Consider the following 22814-nt stretch of genomic DNA (forward strand, 5'->3'; position numbering starts at 1 on the left):
CTATAGCATATCAACGGCTTTCTCTATTGCCGCGATCAGCTTTTCGACATCATCCATATTGTTATAAATACCAAATGAGATCCGTACAGTCCCTTTTACATTGAGTGCATCCATTAATGGGTGCGCACAGTGGTGGCCAGCACGAACGGCAATACCTTGTTGATCTAATAGAGTTGCAATATCTTGATGGTGAACACCGTCCATCACAAAAGTAATCACACTTGAATTGGGTCTATAGCCAACAACCAGGATATCATCCAATTGGTTGAGTGCTTGGTAGGTTTTCTGTTGTAGCTGGTGGATGTGAGTTTCTACGTCGTGCTGCTCAAACTGATGTAACCACTCTATCGCTGTACTTAATGCTATGGCTCCCGCCACGTTTGGCGTGCCAGCTTCAAATTTCCCCGGCAGTTCAGAAAATGTGGTGCCAGAGAAAGATACGCGCTCGACCATTTTGCCACCACCATGCCAAGGTGGCATCGCTTCTAACAATTCAAGCTTACCGTAAAGCACGCCAATGCCTGCAGGGGCATAGAGTTTATGCCCTGAGAAAACGTAGAAATCAGCGCCTAAATCCGAAACATCAACCGGTTCGTGAACGATACCTTGCGCACCATCAACCACCACGATGGCATCCAACTTATGGGCTTTTTCGATCACTTGCTCAATCGGTTGGCGAGAACCAGTGACATTTGTTATCTGAGCCAGAGCTACAATCTTGGTTCGTTCAGTTAATAGAGCATCAAATGCCTCGAGATCAAACTCACAGTCAGATGTCATCGGTACTTTGATGACCTTTGCACCAGTTTGTTCAGCTACGATTTGCCAAGGGACGATGTTGGCGTGATGCTCCATTTCGCTAATTAAGATCTCATCGTCAGGTTGAAGTGTACTTCTGGCGTAGGTTTGAGCGATCAGGTTAAGTGCTTCGGTTGCACCGCGAGTCCAAATAATTTCTTTTGACGATGTCGCGCCGATAAACTGAGCGACTTTGTCTCTTGCTGCTTCAAATTGACTGGTTGCTTGAGCTGTTAAGCTATGACTACCGCGGTGAACATTGGCATTTTGCTTGGAGTAATATTGGCTAATGGCATCAATAACCACCTGAGGTTTTTGTGTCGTTGCCGCGCTGTCTAAGTAAATCAACGGTTGTTGGTTGATGGTTTGTGATAGCGCAGGAAACTGCTCTCGGATGTGATTGATATCAAGCATCTATTCTTACCTAAAATCTTAGAAATTGGTGCTAGCGTTATGCGTAGCGGTATCGTTATTTTATCGCGACTTGTTAACCGTTGCTGACTAATCTTGATTATTCCAGCTATTTTCTCGTTCTTTAACCTGAGCGAAGAGCTTTTTGTTAACTGGAACCTTTATCTGATGCTTAAGCGCTGTTTTTATTAGGTGTCCAGTAATGAAGTCGATCTCTGTCTTTCGTTGGTAGAACATGTCTTGCTTCATTGAGGAGTTGTTTTGTGCTGTCGCTTGAATAACCTTGATGACGCTTTTCTCTAATTCGTCGAAGGAACAAGTAATACCCTCAGCCAGCATCACTTGTGTGAGTTCTTTAATTATAGAACTCAGAACTTCGCTAAATCTTTGCTCAGCAAGCTCCCCGTTTTTGATTTGTTCCAGCCCTGTCAGTGGGTTGATGGCACAATTGATGGCGAGCTTAGTCCACAGCGCTGTTTTTAACTCAGGATTCCAACTCACGGCAGGTAAGGCATGTTCCAACACATCAACTAAAAAAGTGCACTGTTGACCCTTGAGGTTAAAAGCACCCAATTGAGTTTGGCCTATTCCTGTGTGGGATACATTGTTGCGATTGGGTTTGAATGCCGCTTGAGTGGTGGTCGCCAATATTACGGGGTGAGCATCAATTTGAGTCGCTATGTTATCGACCGCGCCCATTCCGTTGTGCATGAACATGAGAATGGTGTCGGGATCGAGATGTTGAAGCAGTGGAATGGTTGCTTCTTCTACTTGCCAAACTTTGACCGTGAAGATCACTAGATCACTTTCTGATAGCTTTTCGATATTGTGATTATTGAAGGAAAGAGAAACTTGCTCATCCAATGATAGTTTCATTGAGTTGTCTGCGGAGCGGCCCCACAAAGATACATTATGACCCGCTTGAAGTAGTTTTATCGCCCACAAAGAGCCAATAGCCCCTGGCCCAACAATCGTGATGTTCACAGCAATACCGAGATAAGAAAGTGATGCAGCAAGGATAGCGAGGCATTAAATGAAAGCAATAAAAAATGGCACCCGAGGGTGCCATTTAGGAAACTTTCTTAGAAGTTCGATTAGAACTTGTAAGTTACTGCTAGGTAGTGACCTACACCTGAAGAGTCAACAGTTTGAGTCCATGGTAGTGCTTCACCATCTGAAAAACCGTAGATGTCTTTGTATAGTTTCAAGCCGTAACCAACAGCGAATTGGTCTGAGTGCCAGTAGATACCGTTAAACATAGCACCGCCGTTTGACGTGTTAGTGTTGAACTTGTTACCAGCCTTGTCTTCCATACCGAATTGGTAATCGATGTAACCTTGGTAAGAGATGAATGAACCGTTCTCGAAGAAGTAGAATGGTTTGAACCAGTTAGTCGAGATTTGGAAACCATTCCAGTCTTTGTCGTTACCGTAGTAAGAACCATATAGGTTTAGGCCAACTTTACCGAACCATGGAACCATGATGTCAGAGCCAAGACCGATCTTCTGGTTGTTTACACCAGAGTTACCACCCCATTCCATAAGAGATGCAACGTAAAGCTCTTGAACTGGACCGAAAGAAAGGTCTTTACCTGTTAGTCCGTCTAGAGACATACGAGGTGCGAACTTCATAAATATTTTTTCTGCACCAGCTTTGTCGCTGCCTGGATCTGAAGTTAGGTTGAATACATCAACGTAACCGTAAAGATCGAAGATTCCCGAGCGGCCGCCAAATTCCATTTCTAGGTAATCGTGAGTTGACTCTGGGCCTGCGCCTTTCTCATCGATTGCAGCCATAAGGTTGAACTGCATCCACTTGTAATCATTTTTGTGGATGTCGCCGTCAGAATAATCAGCCGCCATTACTGGAGCAGAAGCTGCTGCAAGTAGGCCAAGAGTTAAAAGTGATTTACGCATAATGGAACTCTCTATGTTTGAAATAAGTAACCCGCTAATCCGTGCGTGTTTATATGTCCGAATGCCGAGCATAATAGCGATTTTGTTCTCAAATAAAAGTGAGACGGAGTGAAAACTATAATTATTATGGTGAAGTTGATCACACTAATGATCTAAATGATGGAACTTTAAGGTGGTAATGCATCTTGATGCACCACTAATTCTATTGATTTTGTGAAATTAGATTATTTTATGGATAAATTGGTGAATTACTGCCCTAAGCAAACGATTCTACTGAATAGAGTGACATGCATATCAAAATCAACAGTATTCCTTTCTAAGCGTTTTCTTGCTGGAAATGACTAATTCGACCAACGTATTAACCCCGTGTTTAATCCATTCTTAATCGAGTTCGTACTGATGTTGAAATCAATTGGTGAACACTCATGTGATGAGTCGTCTGAAATTTGAACGTGGCTGCTTTTTTCTGTCACAGAACTCTTGAGACAGTTATTTGCACGAAACTCAAAGATTGCGTGAACGGGGTTTTATCACAGCGGGAACTTGTTTTGTGACATTCTTATTGTTGGGTAATCATCTATTGTCGAGGTCGATTCTATAGCGACAACATTAGCTAATGGAGTGTTGTATCAAGTAGTGGTGATTGATGATTCGATGGACGTCGGTTTTAACTTAATCGTGGGTGATACGACGGACTAATTGTGTTCCGAGAGTGACTGACAGTAAAAAAGAGAGGGTAGCGCGATGCTACCCTCTTTCCATTACTCTTGATTGTTTTTGGCTTTTTCTAATAAGTCCGTGAAAAAGTGGCGTAACGAGTAGAGCATGATCAAACTCGGTATCACCATTAATGATGTCAGTATAAAGAAGGTGGACCAATCATTGAGATAATCGACCAACTCACCACTGAAAGAAGCCAACGTTGTTCGACCGAAGTTACCCAAGGAAGCTAGTAGAGCGTATTGAGTCGCAGAGAAAGCTTGTCCTGTCAGTAAGGTCAAGAAAGACACAAATGCGACAGTAGAGAAGGCGGTAGTAAAGTTATCGACAATAATTGTTGCCAAGAACAGAGTTTCACTTGGGCCTGCTTTAGCTATCCACGCAAACATGAGGTTACTGGCTGCCATTGCTATGCCGCCAATCATCAACCCGCGTACAATACCGAATTTCACATTGAAGATACTGCCTAGCAAGGTGAAGAGTATCGTCGCGCCCCAACCAATCAATTTAGAGTAGTGGCCGATCTGTTCGTTGCTAAAGCCAATCTCTTTATAGAAGGTGATCGACATTCTACCTAAGAAGGCTTCACCAATCTTAAATAGGAATACGAAGAGCAACAGGGTAATAGCAACTTGTACACCGTTACGCTTAAAGAAATCGTAGAACGGTTCTAGTACAGTTACGCTAAACCAGGCGACGACTTTAGAGCCCACAACCTTATTGTGTCGTTGCTGCGCCTCTTTTTGTAGCGCTTCACGTTGTGTTGTTGGCTCACCGACAAATAAGGTGAATAGCATCAGAATGATGACGACACCAGCCATACCGAAGTACACGCCATTCCAACCGATCGTGTCGGCATTGATAAAGGCGAGATAACCCGGAAGAGAATAGCCCGTCCACCATCCCATCACGGCCATTGCGGATGCTTGTGGTAACTTTGACGATTCTGATTTTGGAAATGAATCAATACGGAAGGCATCAATTGCGACATCTTGGGTTGCAGAGGCCGTCGCGATGCCGAGAGCGAGCATAGAGGTGAACATCAAATCATTGGCTGGGTTGACTCCGGCAATGAAGAGCGTGCAGATCAATACAAAGCTTTGGCATAGGAATATCCAACTGCGTCGTTGGCCCAACATTGCATGTAGGATTGGCAGTTTGACTCGGTCTACCAGTGGTGCCCAAAGAAAGTTAATGGCATAGACGGCGAACACACTACCGAAATAACCAATCGCAGCACGAGTTAAGCCTGCGTCTTTAAGCCAGCCAGACATGTTGGATCCAATAAGAACCCATGGGAAGCCGCTTGAGCAGCCGAGCATGAACACCCACAGTAAGCGCTTATCGAGATAGCTTCGGAAGGTCTGCATCCAAGAAAGAGAGGGAGTGCCAGATGACATGGGGCGTCCTTGTATAGAAAAACGCCCTTAAGAGGTTAAGGGCGCTGTATGAGATTACTTAAGAAGCGTTACTTTATTGATGATGATAGGGTCTGATGGGATATCTGACATGCGACCGATTCGCTTAGTAGGAATGGTTGCCATCTTTTGTACGACATCGAAACCTTCAGTCACAGTGCCGAAAACAGCGTAACCAGGGTTGCCACCTTTTGCATTCAAGAAGTCGTTATCCGAAAAGTTGATAAAGAACTGACGAGTCGCAGAATCTGGCGCGTTAGTGCGAGCCATTGAGATCGTTGCTGTATCATTTTTTAGACCGTTACTGCCTTCATTTTTGATCGGAGCATAAGTCGCTTGTTGATTCATGTCTTGATCAAAACCGCCACCTTGCGCCATAAAGCCAGGGATAACACGGTGGAAGATAGTGCCTTCGTAGCTGCCATCCTCAACGTATTTTAGGAAGTTATCCACACTAATTGGTGCTTGCTCTTGGTTTAGCTCAATAGTGAATTCGCCTAATGTCGTCTCTACGTTCACTTTAGGGCCAGCCCAAACGCTTACGCTAACCAGCATTAATGCGATAGAAGTTAGAATACGGCTCATTAGAAACGTTCCTTCATGTAGTTTTGTAGCTCAGGGTCGTTCGCGATTTCAGTAAGAACTAAGTTGATCACATCGTTTAGAACCATTGAGATGTCGTCGTTTGAAGCGCTTAATGCACCAGTACGAGTTGCAGTACCGTTGAATGTTTTAACGAGCTTACCTTCAGGTGTTTCAGCCGTTACTTCAAGTGTGACTTTACCGTCCATTTGGTTTTCCATAATGGTGTGTTCTACGGTAACAAGTGCTTCTTGAATCTCTAAAACAATTGAGTTTTCACTGTTTACGCTTGCACGGAAACCTTGAGAGTCCAGTTGTTTTGCTAATGCGTCCTCTAGAGAAATACGCATGTTCTGTTTGGCATGAATCGGCTGGATATTTGAACGGCCACTATCGACCAATGCTACATACTGAGCGGCACGAACATCTTTGCTCGTTAGTGTGTATGTTTTGCCTTGAACGAGATTGCTTGAGCTTAGTGAAGCTTCTGGCATTACGTTGATCTGTTCTTGCTGAGGGGCTGAACAGGCAGTCAGAGCCATGATAGAAGCAGCCAAAATCAGTTTTTTCATTCCTTTATCCTTTCTAAATTCACACCAGAAGCTCGGTATCTTAAATTCTTATGAAGCAGTCTACTGCCTATTTATTAAAATTAGCAGGCTCTCTTGTTGCCTGTAATATCTCAAATTTTTGGTTCAATTCAAGCGTTTCGACGTTAGCTTCACCAAATAATCTTGCTAGTTTGACATCGTATCCGAGGTGTCGGTTACCAATAACAATTAATTTACCTCCGTTACTAAGAACATGCTTTGCATCACAGAACATTTGCCACGCAATGTGATCAGTAATCGCTTGTTGTTGATGGAACGGAGGATTACACATAACTAAGTAGGTGCTGTTTTTCTTAAAGCCATCTAAACAGTTGTTTGCGATGAACTGGAAGTTACCTTCTTCGCCAAGATTGTCTTTTACATTTTGGCGCGCAGATTCCACAGCCATGAAGCTTTCGTCTACACAGGTAATACGAGCTTGTGGGTTTAACTGACCTGCTTTCACACTCAGTACACCATTACCACAACCCAAATCAATTATGTGACGTAATTCTGGATCTTGTGGAATGTGTTCCAACATATAACGAGCGCCTTGATCGAGTGCCTCGCCTGAGTAAACATTTGGTAAATTTTTCAAGCGAATATCTTCACCGTCCACATCCCATTCAACATAAGGCTCTACCGTTTGAATCGGTTGGCAGTTTGGAGACGAGAACACAAGGCGATGCTTTTTCTTAGCCAGAGAGGTTTTGGTTTCACCCAGATATTTTTCAAACAGGTTAAGTGTTGAAGTGTGGATCTCTTTTACTTTATTCACACCAATCACTTGGCAGCCTTCAGGTAATGCTTGGCGCAATTGGCTCAACTGCCATACTAGGTGGCGGTTGGTTTTTGGTAATTGCATGATCACAAGGTCGATACCGTGTGGGATATCATCCATGGTGTTCAGAAAGTTCACACGGTTGCTCTGATTGCGCTGTAAGTTTTTTAGCGTTCCGCGATGAGAGATAAACGAGTCGCTCATCATGGTCACGTCATGATCTTTTGAGAACCAAGCGGATAGGGCGCCAAAACTGTCGTTCATGATCAGTATGTGTTTACCAGATTCAAGATTCATCTCTTCAACATGGCTAATCAGGTATTCGTCGCCGGCATCCCAAGCTTGAAGGGGTTCATTTGAACGGTTGGGGAAACGATTTAGGGTTAAAGTTCTATCGTGAAGGGTAAGTTCAGTTTTCATTGCTTGAGATACTTATGTAAGAAATAACAAAGATATTGTCTCAAATGCAGCCTGAACAAGATATAAAAAACTCGACTAAACCCCTCGAGTCAGCGATGAAATACTCAGACAGTCGGTTAGTTAGGGTTTATACTGGAGCGACAGATAAGGCCAATACGCTATTTAAGGAATCACAATGATCCAAGAAGTTATCGAAACAAAATTGCACAATGAGTTTTCACCAAGTCATTTAAACGTGGTGAATGAGAGCTATATGCACAATGTTCCGGCTGGTTCTGAGAGTCATTTTAAAGTGATTGTTGTCAGCGATGTGTTTGAAGGTTTGCGCCTTATTGCTCGTCACCGAGCGGTAAATAAAGCACTTTCAGAAGAACTGGCGAATAATATTCACGCGCTATCTATTCATACCTATACAAAAGATGAATGGATGAAGCAGCTAGATAACGTGCCAGACAGCCCTATGTGTATGGGTGGTGGCAAGTAATAGATTCAATACATATAAATAGAGGTGGTTATGCCGCCTCTTTTGTCATCAAAACTATGTGTTTTTAGGTTTTATATCACTCAGATTGATGTCAAATTGAGCTGTCAAAAATACCCACAATGAGTAATGTTTTTATTAACAGTGTTTCAACATAACTCGTAAAATATTAGTTTGTGACAGAGTATTAATCTCTTGTTTAAAACACGATTCAAAAGCCATTTTATCTGTGCGGCTCGTCAAATTTATACATATTTGAGAGTCCATATGCTTCAAATCTCACCAAATAAAGGCCGTATTCAAGTTATTGGTCATGGCATCAAGTTGTCAAAAAATGCTAGTATACGGCACCTGATAAATCTCACATAATTAGTGTGATGAATTTATTAAGATAATGTTGCGATTTTGGTATCTCAAATCTACCGAAACCGGACACTGTAATGTCGTGTCTAAGGGCGGAATAAAACGTCCTGAATTTACGCAATTTAAAGAATCTTTTTCCCGATAAAGTAGTGCAAGTGCGTATGATTACAATAAAGAAGGGTTTGGATCTTCCTATCGCAGGAACTCCATCCCAGGTGATTAATGATGGTAAGTCCATCACTAAAGTCGCCTTGCTTGGCGAAGAGTACGTTGGTATGCGTCCTACGATGCATGCTCGCGTTGGTGATGAAGTAAAGAAAGGCCAAGTTCTTTTTGCAGATAAAAAGAACCCAGGTGTTGTATTTACTTCTCCAGCAAGCGGTAAAGTTATTGAAGTGAACCGTGGTGCTAAGCGTGTTCTTCAATCAGTAGTGATTGAAGTAGCAGGCAATGAGCAAATCACGTTCAATAGCTATGAAGCTAACCAACTAGTAGGCCTTGACCGTGAAACGGTTAAAGCTCAGTTAGTTGAGTCTGGCGCATGGACCGCTTTGCGAACTCGTCCGTTCAGCAAGGTTCCAGCCATTGATTCTGAAACTCAGGCTATTTTCGTAACTGCTATGGATACTAATCCGCTAGCAGCTGAGCCAGAATTAATCATTAACGAGCAGTCTGATGCTTTCGTTGCTGGTTTAGATCTTCTTTCAATTCTGACTAACGGTAAAGTGTACGTTTGTAAAAAAGGTACTAGCTTACCTCGTTCAGCTCAGTCTAACGTTGAAGAACATGTTTTTGATGGCCCACACCCTGCAGGCCTTGCAGGCACGCATATGCATTACCTATACCCGGTAAATGCACAAAATGTAGCGTGGAGCATTAACTACCAAGATGTTATCGCATTCGGTAAGCTTTTCCTTACTGGTGAGATTTACTCTGAGCGTGTTGTTTCTCTGGCTGGTCCAGTGGTGAACAACCCACGTCTAGTTCGTACTCAACTTGGTGCTAGCCTTGAAGAGTTGACTGACAGCGAGTTAATGCCAGGTGAAGTTCGTGTGATTTCTGGTTCTGTACTTACGGGTACTGAAGCAACAGGCTCACATGCTTACCTTGGTCGTTACCATCAGCAAGTTTCTGTTCTACGTGAAGGTCGTGATAAAGAGCTATTCGGCTGGGCTATGCCTGGTAAGAACAAGTTCTCTGTTACTCGTTCATTCCTTGGTCACATGTTTAAAGGTCAGTTGTTCAACATGACAACGACAACAAACGGTAGTGACCGCTCAATGGTTCCAATTGGTAACTACGAGCGCGTAATGCCTCTAGATATGGAACCAACATTGCTGCTTCGTGATCTATGTGCAGGCGACATTGATAGTGCTCAAGCACTTGGTGCGCTAGAACTAGACGAAGAAGATGTAGCATTGTGTACCTTTGTATGTCCAGGTAAATACGAGTACGGTCAACTACTTCGTGAATGCCTAGATACGATTGAGAAGGAAGGGTAATTTTCATGGGCCTTAAAAAGTTTCTTGAAGACATCGAGCATCATTTTGAGCCAGGTGGTAAACACGAGAAGTGGTTTGCGCTTTACGAAGCAGCAGCGACAGTGTTCTACACGCCAGGTCTTATCACAAAGAAAAGCTCACACGTTCGTGATAGCGTTGATTTAAAACGTATCATGATCATGGTTTGGTTCGCGGTATTCCCAGCAATGTTCTGGGGTATGTACAACGCGGGTGGCCAAGCTATCGCTGCACTTAACCATATGTACGCAGGCGCTGAATTAGTTTCTGTTATCGATGGTAATTGGCACTACTGGCTAACCGAAATGCTTGGAGCCTCCTTAGGACCCGATGCAGGTGTTGGCAGTAAGATGCTACTTGGTGCGACATACTTCCTACCTATCTATGCAACGGTATTTATCGTTGGTGGTTTCTGGGAAGTTCTGTTCTGTATGGTGCGTAAGCACGAAGTAAACGAAGGTTTCTTTGTTACTTCCATCTTATTTGCGCTTATCGTTCCGCCAACTCTTCCTCTATGGCAAGCAGCACTAGGTATTACCTTCGGTGTTGTTGTAGCGAAAGAGATCTTCGGTGGTACGGGTCGTAACTTCCTGAACCCTGCACTTGCTGGCCGTGCGTTCCTATTCTTTGCATACCCTGCACAGATTTCAGGTGACGTAGTTTGGACGGCTGCAGATGGTTTCTCTGGTGCAACTGCTCTTAGCCAATGGGCTCAAGGCGGCGGTAGCGCACTAATGAACGTAACATCTGGTGAAGCAATCACTTGGATGGACGCATTCATTGGTAACATCCCAGGTTCTATCGGTGAAGTATCGACTCTTGCACTTATGATTGGTGCAGCGATGATCGTTTACATGCGTATCGCTTCATGGCGCATCATTGCGGGTGTAATGATCGGTATGATTGCTGTGTCTACGCTGTTCAACGTGATCGGTTCTGAGACTAATGCAATGTTCAGCATGCCTTGGCACTGGCACCTAGTTCTAGGTGGCTTCGCATTCGGTATGTTCTTCATGGCGACAGACCCAGTATCAGCTTCATTTACCAATAAAGGTAAGTGGTGGTACGGCATCCTAATCGGCGCAATGTGTGTAATGATTCGTGTAGTTAACCCTGCATATCCAGAAGGCATGATGCTTGCGATTCTATTCGCAAACCTATTTGCTCCTCTGTTTGACCACGTTGTAATCGAGAAGAACATTAAGCGGAGACTAGCGCGCTATGGCAAGTAATAACGATAGCATTAAAAAGACGCTGTTTGTTGTTATCGCATTGAGCCTAGTGTGCTCAATCATCGTTTCAACAGCTGCAGTTGTTCTTAAACCTAAGCAGCAAGCTAACGCAGTTCTGGATCAGCAAACTAAGATCCTTGAAGTTGCGGGTATTGAGCTTGCAGGTGATATCCCAGCACTGTACGCAGAGAACATCGAACCTCGTCTAGTTGATTTCGCTACTGGCGATTTCGTTGACGGCGATGCTGCTGCATACGACCAACGTAAAGCGGCAAAAGATCCAGCTCAGTCAATCAAGCTTTCAGCTGAAGATGACATCGCTAAGATCATTCGTCGTGCTAACACGGGTACTGTATACCTTGTGAAAGATGGCGCTGAAACTTCTAAAGTTATCATCCCTGTTCACGGTAACGGCCTATGGTCAATGATGTACGCATTCGTTGCGGTAGAAACTGATGGCAACACAGTTTCTGGTATCACTTACTACGAGCAAGGTGAAACTCCTGGACTTGGTGGTGAAGTTGAGAACCCAAGTTGGCGTGCACAATTCGTTGGTAAGAAATTATTCGACGAAAACCACAAGCCAGCTATCAAGGTAGTTAAAGGTGGTGCTCCTGAAGGTACTGAGCACGGTGTTGATGGTCTTTCTGGTGCAACACTAACCAGCGTTGGCGTTCAACATACATTTGACTTCTGGTTAGGTGATATGGGCTTTGGTCCGTTCCTAGCAAAAGTTCGTGACGGAGGTCTGAACTAATGTCTAGTGCAAAAGAAATTAAAAAGAGCATCTTAGCGCCGGTGTTGGATAACAACCCTATCGCGCTACAGGTTCTTGGTGTGTGTTCTGCTCTTGCGGTAACCACTAAGCTAGAAACAGCATTTGTTATGACTATCGCGGTAATGTTTGTTACTGCTCTGTCTAACTTCTTCGTTTCTTTAATCCGTAATCACATTCCTAACAGTGTGCGTATCATCGTTCAGATGGCAATTATCGCATCATTAGTAATCGTGGTAGACCAAGTGCTTAAAGCATACCTATACGATATCTCTAAGCAGCTATCTGTATTCGTTGGCCTAATCATTACTAACTGTATTGTAATGGGTCGTGCTGAAGCATTCGCAATGAAGTCTGCTCCAATCCCATCGTTCATCGATGGTCTTGGTAACGGTCTTGGTTACGGTTTCGTTCTTATCACTGTTGGTTTCTTCCGTGAGCTTCTAGGCTCTGGAAAACTATTTGGTATGGAAGTACTACCTCTAGTGAGCAACGGTGGTTGGTATCAGCCTAACGGCTTGATGCTTCTAGCACCTTCTGCATTCTTCCTAATTGGTTTCTTGATTTGGGCAATTCGTGTGTTCAAACCAGAACAAGTAGAAGCGAAGGGGTAAGGTAGTCATGGAACATTATATTAGTCTGCTAGTTAAATCGATTTTCATCGAAAACATGGCGCTTTCTTTCTTCCTAGGTATGTGTACATTCCTAGCGGTTTCTAAGAAAGTTAAAACTTCTTTTGGTCTTGGTGTTGCGGTAGTTGTAGTACTTACAATCGCTGTTCCTGTAAACAACCTTGTTTACACACACATCCTAAAAGAAAATGCACTTGTTGCCGGTGTCGATTTAAGTTTCCTTAACTTCATCGCATTCATCGGTGTTATCGCTGCACTTGTACAAATCCTAGAGATGGTTCTAGACCGTTTCTTCCCACCTTTGTACAACGCACTAGGTATCTTCCTTCCTCTGATCACAGTTAACTGTGCAATCTTTGGTGGTGTATCTTTCATGGTAACTCGTGACTACAACTTTGCTGAATCTGTTGTTTACGGCTTCGGTTCTGGTGTGGGTTGGATGTTAGCTATCGTTGCTCTTGCGGGTATCCGTGAGAAGATGAAGTACTCTGACGTACCTCCAGGTCTACGTGGCCTTGGTATCACGTTCATTACTGTTGGTTTGATGGCGTTAGGCTTTATGTCTTTCTCTGGTGTTCAACTGTAGGGTAAGCACCCAGTAATAAGGAATAACAAATGCAAAGCATTATTCTTGGCGTAGCGATGTTTACCATTATTGTATTGGCTCTAGTATTAGTGATTCTTTTCGCTAAATCTAAGCTAGTACCATCAGGTGACATCACTATTGCTGTAAACGGCGACCCTGAGAAGGCGATCGTTACTCAACCTGGTAGTAAGCTACTTGGTGCTCTTGCTGGTGCAGGCATCTTCGTATCTTCTGCTTGTGGTGGCGGTGGCTCTTGTGGTCAGTGTCGTGTAAAAGTTAAGTCTGGTGGTGGCGATATTCTACCAACAGAACTTGATCACATTACAAAAGGCGAAGCTCGTGAAGGCGAACGTCTTGCATGTCAAGTTGCTATGAAAACTGACATGGAGATTGAGCTAGACGAAGACATCTTTGGTGTGAAGAAGTGGGAATGTACCGTTATCTCTAACGATAACGAAGCTACTTTCATCAAAGAGTTAGCACTTGCTATCCCTGAAGGCGAAGAAGTACCTTTCCGTGCTGGTGGTTACATTCAGATTGAAGCTGAACCACATCACGTGAAATACGCAGATTACGATATTCCTGACGAATACCGTGGTGACTGGGATAAGTTCAACTTGTTCCGTTACGAGTCTATCGTTAAAGAGCATTCGATCCGTGCTTACTCTATGGCTTCATACCCAGAAGAGAAAGGCATCATCAAGCTTAACGTGCGTATTGCAACTCCGCCGCCAAACAACCCTGACGTAGCTCCTGGTGTGATGTCTTCATACATCTGGTCTCTTAAAGAAGGTGACAAATGTACTATTTCTGGTCCATTTGGTGAGTTCTTTGCTAAAGACACAGACAATGAAATGGTATTCATCGGTGGTGGTGCAGGTATGGCGCCAATGCGTTCACATATCTTCGACCAACTTAAGCGTCTTAACTCTACTCGTAAGATGTCTTACTGGTACGGTGCACGTTCTAAGCGTGAGATGTTCTACATTGAAGACTTCGACGGCCTAGCGGCTGCAAACGAAAACTTCGTGTGGCATTGTGCTCTGTCTGATCCTCAACCTGAGGACAACTGGGACGGTTACACTGGTTTCATCCACAACGTATTGTACGAAAACTACCTGAAGGACCACGAAGCTCCTGAAGACTGTGAGTACTACATGTGTGGTCCACCAATGATGAACGCGGCTGTTATCGGCATGCTGAAAGATCTTGGTGTAGAAGATGAAAACATCCTACTAGATGACTTCGGTGGTTAATCCATTTAAGTGATTGATATTATGGCTGACTCCTACGAGTCAGCCATTTGTTTTTCTAAAGCTCGTTTTGACAACATACTGGCTTATATAAGAAAGAGTAAGGTATTTTTAAGACCTATGTTTACTCTTATTTTTCCTTATATAAATCCTCAACATTAGACAGGAGTAAGCAAGTGAGAATTTGGCTTGTTGCATTAACTTCTTTAATTTTTCTTGCTGGCTGTGAAAAGCCGATTGAGCAAGTGCATTTAAGTGGCCCAACGATGGGTACTAGCTACAATATTAAATACATCAATGGTGATGAGTTCCCTGAGTCTAAAGATATTCACACCGAGATTGATCGTTTACTTGAAGAAGTAAACGATCAGATGTCGACTTACCGTGAAGACTCAGAGTTAAGCCGTTTTAATCAGCACAAAGGTGCAGACGCATTTGAAGTTTCTGAGCAAACTGCAATTGTGGTGAAAGAAGCGATTCGTTTGAACGGTCTTACTGAAGGTGCGTTGGATGTTACCGTTGGTCCTTTAGTTAACTTGTGGGGGTTTGGCCCCGAAGCACGCCCAGAAGTTGTTCCTACAGACGAAGAGCTTGCTGCTCGTAAGGCGAAGGTGGGTATCCATCACCTGAGCATTGAAGGCAACAAACTCACCAAGGACCTACCGAACCTTTATGTCGATCTTTCGACAATTGCAAAAGGTTGGGGTGTTGACGTTGTAGCTGACTACCTTGATTCAATTGGCATTCACAACTACATGGTTGAAATTGGCGGTGAAATTCGCTTGAAAGGTCTAAACCGTGACAATGTGGGTTGGCGCATAGCGATTGAAAAACCAAGTGTAGAAGAGCGTACTATTCAAGAGATCATCGAACCGGGTGATATGGCGATTGCAACCTCTGGTGACTATCGTAACTATTTCGAGCGTGATGGTGTTCGTTACTCACACATCATCAACCCAGAAACAGGTAAACCTCTTCATCACAAAGTGGTTTCAGTGACTGTTTTAAACCCGTCTTCAATGACTGCAGACGGCTTATCTACTGGCCTTATGGTCTTAGGTGAAGTCAGAGGAATGGAAATCGCTAACCAGCATAACATCCCAGCGTTTATGGTGGTTAAAACAGCAGATGGCTTTAAAGAAATTGCTTCAGAAGCATTTAAGCCATACTTAGGTAAATAAGGTAAGCGAGAGAATTATGAATACATTTCTGATTACATTTGGTGTTTTTCTTGCCGTGATCACAGCAATGTCGATTGGCTATATTGTCCAAAAGAAAGTTGTGAAAGGTAGTTGTGGTGGTTTAGGTGCTGTCGGTATCGACAAAGTCTGTAATTGCCCAGAACCTTGTGATGCGCGTAAAAAGCGCGAAGCACGCGAAGCTTACCGAGTTGAGAAACTGGCTGAGCGTCAAGAAAAAGAAGCGGCTTGGAGTAAAGATCGTATCGCTTAATCGGTGATAACGGTTGATGCTAGTTTTCCTTAATTAGTCTTTAACTAATGGATCATCTAGCTCTCTAAACGCAAAGAGCTCAAGGCATTGTCTTGAGCTCTTTTTGTTTCAAATGCTTAAAATGAAAAGCCTACAAGCCTGCCTATAAAGGATTTGGCTGTTATATCTGTCTATCTATATAGCCTAACTACCTATGAACTCTTATTTCGAGCGCATACAAGCTGGTTTCTGCCTTGTTCTTTGGCCGTATAAAGCAGTTCGTCGGCTGCTTTTATTTGTTCATCTAGTTTGCCGTTTAAATCAGTGACACCAATGCTGATACTGACTTTAATGCTTTGGGATTCATGAATCACTTCATGAGCTTCTATTGCCACTCTCATTGATTCTAGGTTATCAACGAAGCTTTCAAACGACCCACACGACTGAATACAAAACTCTTCGCCACCGAAACGAACGGCTACATCATCGTTGAAGTGATCCTTGATGATGCCGCCCACAGCAACTAGTACCGCATCGCCACCATCATGGCCGAAGGTATCGTTCACTTTCTTGAAAAAGTCGATATCCATCATCGCGATATTACGTTCTTCACAGCCTTTACACGATTGATTAAACAAGTAGCGACGGTTCCATAGCCCCGTGAGAGCATCCTCATTGGCATGACGAAACAGTTCATTGGTCGCTTCCTTCATGTCGAGCAGTTGGTGGATGCGGCAGAAGAATTCTTCTTGGTTAAATGGTTTATAGAGGAAGTCGTTGGCGCCCGCTTTAAGGAAGCGCGCGGTCATGGTGCGATCGTCACTGCCTGATAGTCCAAGAATGGCGAGTTGATTTCGGTCGTGGTTAACTCGAATGTCACGGGTCATCGAAATGCCATCTTTTTTCGGCATGTCATGATCGGTAACGACAAAAGTGATATCTGGGTCGTTGCGGAGAAGCTCTAGCGCTTGCTCGCCATCTTCCGCTTGAATCGTTTGAATATATTGATGTTCGAGGAGTTGGACGACATATCTGCGAACCACAGCTGAATCATCAACGACCAACGCTTTATGGTATCGGTTATTTGAGATTCTATTGACCAGAGGAAGTAAGTAACTTACCGAAGACATGCTGTCTTTGAGGATGTAATCGAGCACACCTTTCGCAAGCACCTGCTCTCGAAGTGTGTTGTTGAACATGCCTGTTAGCACAATGATCTTTTGTTGGTAACTGAGTACCAAGTCGATGATCTCGCCATCTTGACCGTCGGGTAAGCAGTAATCTAGTACCGCACACAAGAAATCCGTCTCTTGTTCCAAGATAGCTTTAGCTTCTGCCACAGATTCTGCTAGCGCAACCTCGTAGCCGTCGTTCTTAAATTGCTGGTACAGGTAGTTTCTGAATGCGCGACTATCTTCTACTACTAGTATTTTTTCACTCAAAAGCTATCCCTACTTATAGACTAAATACTCGTTAACAATACTATCAGAATAGTAGGGCGCTATTGAAGTGAAACCTGTGGAGCTGGACTCCAGATCATTTTAAATCTGATAATAATTGATTATACTGTTTATAGATACAGTTGTTGGGTGGGTTGTTGTTAGATGTGTAGTGCAGAACAAAATAAAATAAGAAAAATAATCCATGTTGATATGGATTGTTTTTACGCAGCTGTAGAAATGCGGGATAACCCAGCTTACCGAAATCGACCACTTGCGGTTGGTGGGCATGAAAAACAACGAGGTGTCTTGAGTACCTGTAACTATGAAGCTCGCAAGTTTGGTATTCGTTCTGCTATGCCAACGGGGAAAGCGCTACAGCTTTGTCCTAACTTATTGGTGGTTCCGGGAAGAATGCAGGTTTATGTTGAGATATCTAAAAAAATCCGCGAAATTTTTTCTCGATACACATCATTGATTGAACCTCTTTCTCTGGATGAAGCGTTTCTTGACGTGACTGAATCAAAGTTGTGTCACGGTTCTGCGACACTGATTGCCGAGTCAATTCGCCGCGATATTTGGAACGAGTTAAATCTTACTGCTTCAGCCGGTGTCGCACCGATAAAGTTCTTGGCTAAAGTGGCTTCGGATATGAATAAGCCCAATGGCCAGTTTGTGATTCCCCCTCAAGACGTGCAGGCAGTCATTGATGACCTTCCACTCGAAAAGATTCCAGGTGTGGGTAAGGTGAGTATTGAAAAACTGCATCAGGCAGGTTTTTTTACGTGTAAGGATATTAAAGCGTCTGACTATCGTGATTTACTGCTTAGGTTTGGCCGCCAAGGTGCATCGCTGTGGAAGCGAAGCCATGGTATCGATGAAAGAGAAGTGATCATAGAACGTGAGCGTAAATCCGTAGGCGTTGAGCGCACATTTACTCAAAACATTTCGACTTATACTGAATGCTGGCAGGTGATAGAAGACAAGCTGTTTCCTGAGCTTGAAACTCGCCTAGAAAAAGCCAGCCCAAGTAAAGCGATCATCAAGCAGGGCATTAAGCTCAAGTTTGCCGATTTCCAACAAACCACCATCGAGCATATACATGCTTCATTGGATCGTGAACACTTCAAAGAACTATTAAGTGAGATCTTAAAAAGGCAACAAGGGCGAGAGATACGCTTACTTGGTTTGAGTGTGATGTTACAACCCAAAGAACAAGTGAAGCAGTTAAATTTAGCGTTATAAGACTACTTAAGCTGTGATCTTCAACCAATTGACACTAGGGTTGAAATTGACAGCGCTCTTTACTAGAGCGCCATCAGAAAGCTTTATTGGTTGTAGGTATGGAGAGATTCGGATGATAAGTTAAATCGTCTAGATATCTATCGTTTGTTAGTTTGGCCTATGTTGAAAAAAGCCAAGACTTCTTTTAAATCAGAAGTTCTTTGTGATATGACGATATTGGCTTCTTGGGTGTGCTGTGCACTAGTCACGCTATTTTTTACGGTGGTATTGATTCCTTCAATACGTTCGGTGATATCTTGAGTTACAATTCTTTGCTCCTCTGATGCTGAAGATACCATTGTGTTCATTTCCGAAATCTCCATTACTTGCTGCCTAATATCAGTAAATGCTTGTGATAGCTCAAGCATCATCTCTTGTGAGCGCTGAACTAGAACTGTGTTGGACGACATGTATTCATCAGCTTTTCTTGATTGGGATTGCAGTTGAGTAATGATATTTTTGATATCAACAGTAGAAACTTGAGTTCTTTTTGCTAAAGATCTGACTTCATCAGCAACCACAGAAAAGCCTCTTCCATGCTCTCCTGCTCGAGCTGCTTCAATAGCCGCATTGAGGGCGAGTAAGTTAGTTTGTTCCGATATTGAATTTATAACTTCCACTACGGAGTTTATATGCTCAGAGTGTTCTCTTAACTCATTGACGATTATGGCTGATTCAGCCATAGCCGAACTCACATCATTATTTATATTGTCGGCTTCGTTGATGACCTGCGCGCTGTTTTCTATAACTTGCATTGTTGCTTTTGCCATCCTATCTGCATGTGCAGCATTATCAGATACGCTAGAAGCTGCGGCAGAAAGTTCTGTCGCGGCGGTTGCGACTTGCTCTACATTATTGAAACCAGAACTAGCGTTGTTGTTGGTGTCATCGATTAACTGCTCAATTCTAGTTTGTTGTACAGCCAAGTCGGACATCTTTACGCTAGATTGATTAACAATATGAGAGATACTTTCTTGTAAACTTTGTAACGATGCCTGTACTTGGTCTAGCTCGTTGTTACTGTTGTTAGCTTTTAGTGGGGTAAACTGACCAATAGACATTTGTTCAAGTGTAGATACCATGATTGGCAGATTACGAAGTTGCCTTCTAATAGCCACATAAACGGTGATCATTAACAAAATGCCAATACAAATAAATAACCCTATGATTCCTGTCATTAGGCTCTTGTTCATAGAGTCTTCATGGCTTTGATTTGTCCATGCAAAAAGGTCGTAACTTTCGGTAAGAGGTTGTTTTGATACTGTGTAAGGTTCGTTAGATCCATCCGCAGTGTATAGATATGGATCTTCAGTTAATGTTTTGAAGTTCGGTCTTAATTCATAGATGTTTTTGTTTACCCAGCCAGTTTCTCTGGTTGAAGCGTCAGCCATCACGATCTCACCATCCTTTGTGGTAATAGCAAATTCGACACCAAACTCCGGCATTAACTCAGATAACGTTATATCCACACCAAATACTCCCACTAACTGCCCATTTCGTTTAATCGGAGCCGATACTGAAATAACTCGCTCTCCTGTGTTACTAACATATGGAGCGGATATATAGCTTGGGTTGCCTTTAGCTGATATGGCGAGGAACCACTCTCTCTGCATTTCGATAACATTGAAATCTTTAACCCAGCCTTTAGATAGTGCACTAAATGGAGTGCCATTGATGTCTGCAAAATAGACATCAATAAATGCAGGATTTGCGGAATGAACTCTATCTAATACACGGAGCATTCGAGATTCATCGAACGGGGCATCAGCTCCATAATATGGAAGTAAAAAGGCAAATTGCTGAATCATAGATTTCGCATCATCTAGGTTTGACTCAAATGTTTGAGAAACGACACTGACCACTTCGTCGTTATTCTCCTGAATGTTTTCCCACTTCCAGTTATTGAGGTAGTAATTTGCAGATGTTAACGCGATCAAAAACAAACCGAGCATAACTAACAGAAAAGATAGGGATATCTTCTTGACCATTCTAAGGATCCTTTAATACGAAGTAGGGGGATGAATCAAATTTGGTAAGTCGGGCGATTGTTAACGAATTTGACGTTTCGTATAGTTTTTAAAGGTTATTGATTGTTATTGAGGTTCTAAGTGGCAGTAATGATTGAATTGACAGCTTAAGTAGATAAAGGAACCGTTGATGGGAATAGAGAATATATGTCAGCTAAAGACTACCGACTAAGCGTTGTCGCCTAGTCGGTTTTTTCTATGTAGGGGCTTACCTCGGGAGTTGCTTTACTCGTGCTAAGGTGTCACTGAACGGTTGTTGATCTAGCTTGCCGTAACCAACCATTTTACTGGCTTTAAGCTTGGTTGAAAGCGGGGTGGCGATTCCGCATAAGAAGCGAGTAATCGCTTCGTCTGTAATCAGCTGTTGGCTGGCGGAAATAAACTCGTGAACCCATGTCATCACTGTCTCATCATCAACAGGTTCAACATCTACGGTTGGTAAGATTGCCACTTCCCCTCGACATACTGAGCAGTGACCACAGTTTTTGGGTGCTTTATCATCGGCGAAGTAACTCGCAAGGCGTGAGCTTAGGCAGGTATCAGCCTCAAAGAAGCTCAGCATTTGGTTAAGACGGTTTATCTCACTGCTCTCTTTTGCCTTAAACAACTCAGTTAAACGTTCTGATAATTGCATCATATTTTCAGACGTATTGTGGATCGCGTAAACATCCGTGATCTGCTTACTTTCCAGTTCAATCCAGCCTTGTTCATTGAAGTAGTCGATAGCGGTAACAACACGTTGACGATCAGCCTGGAAGTGTGTCCAAAGCGCATCGAAATCAACTTGGCACCAAACTCTTGCTTGTGGTGAGCATTGGAAAATAGCCTCTACGAAGTGTCGGCGCTCTCCTTGGAATTGTTCCGTGATCTGTTGCTTAGGACGAATGAACTTAAATTTGTAGTCAGCGAAGTAGCTGTATTTAGGCTCAATCACGCCTTCAATTTCGAGATAGACCAACAGTGTTTTTAGCGGAAGTTGACGAATGTTAGATTCACGCGATAGTTGGTTGAGCATGATCTCCCATTGGTTTGCACCAGAAGCCCCAATGTTTTGGTTTTCGTAGATCTCTTTCAAGACAGTTTGGATCGAGATGTTGTCTGGCGTATCACCAAATACGAAGTTCTCTAGCGTACTGAGGCCATACTTGTTGGCGAGAAGAATACATGTTGAAGGTTGACCATCTCGGCCTGCTCTGCCGATTTCTTGCGAGTAGTTCTCTATCGATTTGGGTAAGTCGAAGTGAATCACACGGCGAATGTTTGACTTGTCGACGCCCATCCCGAAAGCAATCGTCGCCACAATACAATGCACGTCATCATTCATGAATTGATGTTGAATAGCATCTCTATTTTCTGGTTTAAGCCCCGCATGGTAAGCGACTGCGTTGATTCCTGCATTGCGTAGTTGTTGAGCCACCATCTCTGCCGTTTGCTGAAGGGTGACATAAACGATGGTTGGAGCTTGAGGCGCTTGATTTGCGACAGAGCACAGAGTCTCTAGCTTACTAGCTTGTTCACAAGGCTGAATCGACAGATCGAGATTTTGACGATAGAAACCCGTAACAACAACGCGTTCCTCATCGATATCAAACTTAGACTTCATGTCTTGGATAACTGAGGTTGTTGCGGTTGCAGTCAGTAGTAATACCTGCGGGATATTCAGTTGTTTTTGGTATTGAGGTAACTTGAGATAATCGGGTCTAAAGTTGTGTCCCCACTCTGAAATACAGTGCGCCTCGTCGACCACAAGTAGAGAGATTGGAACCTGAGAAATGAACTGGCGAAAGCGTTCATTCTTCAAACGCTCGACGGAGATCATCAGGATCTTAGTTTCTCCGTTACGCACAGATTGCATCACTTGCTGAGTGGTTTGTCTGTCTTGACTTGATTCTATCGCAGCGGCGCTGATCCCTTTACTGTGTAAGAAGCTTAACTGGTCTTTCATTAAGGCTAACAGTGGAGAGATAACCAGGGTTAAATGAGGGAGTTCTAACGCGGGTAATTGGTAGCACAGCGATTTACCTGAGCCCGTCGGGAATATAGCCGCGGTAGAGTGACCGGATAGAACATTATCAATGACTTGCTTTTGCCCATGACGCAGTGAATCGAATCCGAATACTTGTTTTAGCTTCTGCTCAATCATTTGTGTTCTACC

Annotated in this window: 20 protein-coding genes; 10 read left to right on the forward strand and 10 right to left on the reverse strand. The window is 43.4% G+C overall.

Annotated elements, in window-relative coordinates; translation table 11 throughout:
• The 7 genes from csdA to IHV80_RS03525 all read right to left on the reverse strand — a co-directional run bounded on the left by csdA (position 1) and on the right by IHV80_RS03525 (position 7636).
• Positions 1-1212 carry a cysteine desulfurase CsdA gene (csdA, locus tag IHV80_RS03495; protein WP_192890074.1) on the reverse strand — a complete coding sequence of 404 codons (1212 nt, stop codon included), beginning with the start codon at positions 1210-1212 and terminating at the stop codon, positions 1-3.
• 87 nt (positions 1213-1299) lie between these two features.
• Entirely contained in the window at positions 1300-2193 is an 894-nt protein-coding gene (gene panE / locus IHV80_RS03500; protein WP_192890075.1) for a 2-dehydropantoate 2-reductase, read from the reverse strand.
• Positions 2194-2303: 110 nt separating this feature from the next.
• The gene (locus tag IHV80_RS03505) at positions 2304-3125 is read right to left on the reverse strand and encodes a nucleoside-specific channel-forming Tsx family protein (protein ID WP_102437455.1); all 822 of its coding nucleotides are present in this window, start codon (positions 3123-3125) and stop codon (positions 2304-2306) included.
• 761 nt (positions 3126-3886) lie between these two features.
• The gene (locus tag IHV80_RS03510) at positions 3887-5245 is read right to left on the reverse strand and encodes an AmpG family muropeptide MFS transporter (RefSeq protein WP_192890076.1); all 1359 of its coding nucleotides are present in this window, start codon (positions 5243-5245) and stop codon (positions 3887-3889) included.
• Between the two features lie 54 nt (positions 5246-5299).
• Positions 5300-5848, reverse strand: coding sequence for a peptidylprolyl isomerase (locus tag IHV80_RS03515; RefSeq protein ID WP_192890077.1), 549 nt, complete (start codon positions 5846-5848; stop codon positions 5300-5302).
• Positions 5848-6417, reverse strand: coding sequence for a YajG family lipoprotein (locus IHV80_RS03520; RefSeq protein WP_192890078.1), 570 nt, complete (start codon positions 6415-6417; stop codon positions 5848-5850). Before IHV80_RS03520 ends, IHV80_RS03515 begins: the two co-directional genes overlap by 1 nt.
• Positions 6418-6484: 67 nt before the next feature.
• On the reverse strand, positions 6485-7636 hold the full coding sequence (locus IHV80_RS03525; RefSeq protein ID WP_192890079.1) for a methyltransferase: 1152 nt from the start codon (positions 7634-7636) through the stop codon (positions 6485-6487).
• 175 nt (positions 7637-7811) lie between these two features.
• Here IHV80_RS03525 and bolA point away from each other — a divergent pair, with 175 nt between their 5' ends.
• The 9 genes from bolA to nqrM all read left to right on the forward strand — a co-directional run bounded on the left by bolA (position 7812) and on the right by nqrM (position 15930).
• Complete coding sequence (gene bolA / locus IHV80_RS03530) at positions 7812-8120, forward strand: transcriptional regulator BolA (RefSeq protein WP_017064186.1); 309 nt, start codon at positions 7812-7814, stop codon at positions 8118-8120.
• 521 nt (positions 8121-8641) lie between these two features.
• Complete coding sequence (locus IHV80_RS03535) at positions 8642-9982, forward strand: Na(+)-translocating NADH-quinone reductase subunit A (RefSeq protein ID WP_102267172.1); 1341 nt, start codon at positions 8642-8644, stop codon at positions 9980-9982.
• Positions 9983-9987: 5 nt separating this feature from the next.
• Positions 9988-11232, forward strand: a complete 1245-nt coding sequence (locus tag IHV80_RS03540; protein ID WP_192890080.1) for an NADH:ubiquinone reductase (Na(+)-transporting) subunit B — start codon at positions 9988-9990, stop codon at positions 11230-11232.
• On the forward strand, positions 11222-11989 hold the full coding sequence (locus IHV80_RS03545) for a Na(+)-translocating NADH-quinone reductase subunit C (protein ID WP_192890081.1): 768 nt from the start codon (positions 11222-11224) through the stop codon (positions 11987-11989). Before IHV80_RS03540 ends, IHV80_RS03545 begins: the two co-directional genes overlap by 11 nt.
• Complete coding sequence (locus tag IHV80_RS03550; protein ID WP_004735210.1) at positions 11989-12621, forward strand: NADH:ubiquinone reductase (Na(+)-transporting) subunit D; 633 nt, start codon at positions 11989-11991, stop codon at positions 12619-12621. Before IHV80_RS03545 ends, IHV80_RS03550 begins: the two co-directional genes overlap by 1 nt.
• A gap of 7 nt (positions 12622-12628) precedes the next feature.
• Positions 12629-13225, forward strand: a complete 597-nt coding sequence (gene nqrE, locus IHV80_RS03555; protein WP_004735211.1) for an NADH:ubiquinone reductase (Na(+)-transporting) subunit E — start codon at positions 12629-12631, stop codon at positions 13223-13225.
• A gap of 29 nt (positions 13226-13254) precedes the next feature.
• Entirely contained in the window at positions 13255-14481 is a 1227-nt protein-coding gene (gene nqrF / locus IHV80_RS03560) for an NADH:ubiquinone reductase (Na(+)-transporting) subunit F (protein ID WP_004735212.1), read from the forward strand.
• A gap of 173 nt (positions 14482-14654) precedes the next feature.
• Complete coding sequence (locus IHV80_RS03565) at positions 14655-15659, forward strand: FAD:protein FMN transferase (protein ID WP_192890082.1); 1005 nt, start codon at positions 14655-14657, stop codon at positions 15657-15659.
• A 16-nt stretch (positions 15660-15675) separates the two neighbouring features.
• Positions 15676-15930, forward strand: coding sequence for a (Na+)-NQR maturation NqrM (gene nqrM / locus IHV80_RS03570; protein WP_017104444.1), 255 nt, complete (start codon positions 15676-15678; stop codon positions 15928-15930).
• 191 nt (positions 15931-16121) lie between these two features.
• Here nqrM and IHV80_RS03575 read toward each other — a convergent pair whose 3' ends face one another.
• Positions 16122-17351 carry a GGDEF domain-containing response regulator gene (locus IHV80_RS03575; RefSeq protein WP_192890083.1) on the reverse strand — a complete coding sequence of 410 codons (1230 nt, stop codon included), beginning with the start codon at positions 17349-17351 and terminating at the stop codon, positions 16122-16124.
• Positions 17352-17513: 162 nt separating this feature from the next.
• Here IHV80_RS03575 and dinB point away from each other — a divergent pair, with 162 nt between their 5' ends.
• Positions 17514-18593 (forward strand): DNA polymerase IV, encoded by a 1080-nt coding sequence (dinB, locus tag IHV80_RS03580; protein WP_192890084.1) that lies wholly within the window; start codon positions 17514-17516, stop codon positions 18591-18593.
• A gap of 137 nt (positions 18594-18730) precedes the next feature.
• Here the strand turns inward: dinB and IHV80_RS03585 are convergent, their stop codons facing one another.
• Positions 18731-20620, reverse strand: coding sequence for a methyl-accepting chemotaxis protein (locus tag IHV80_RS03585; RefSeq protein WP_192890085.1), 1890 nt, complete (start codon positions 20618-20620; stop codon positions 18731-18733).
• 247 nt (positions 20621-20867) lie between these two features.
• Positions 20868-22802, reverse strand: a complete 1935-nt coding sequence (locus IHV80_RS03590) for a RecQ family ATP-dependent DNA helicase (RefSeq protein ID WP_192890086.1) — start codon at positions 22800-22802, stop codon at positions 20868-20870.
• Positions 22803-22814: the final 12 nt, after the last annotated feature.

The organism is Vibrio bathopelagicus, assembly GCF_014879975.1.
GTDB classification, from domain to species: Bacteria; Pseudomonadota; Gammaproteobacteria; order Enterobacterales; family Vibrionaceae; genus Vibrio; species Vibrio bathopelagicus.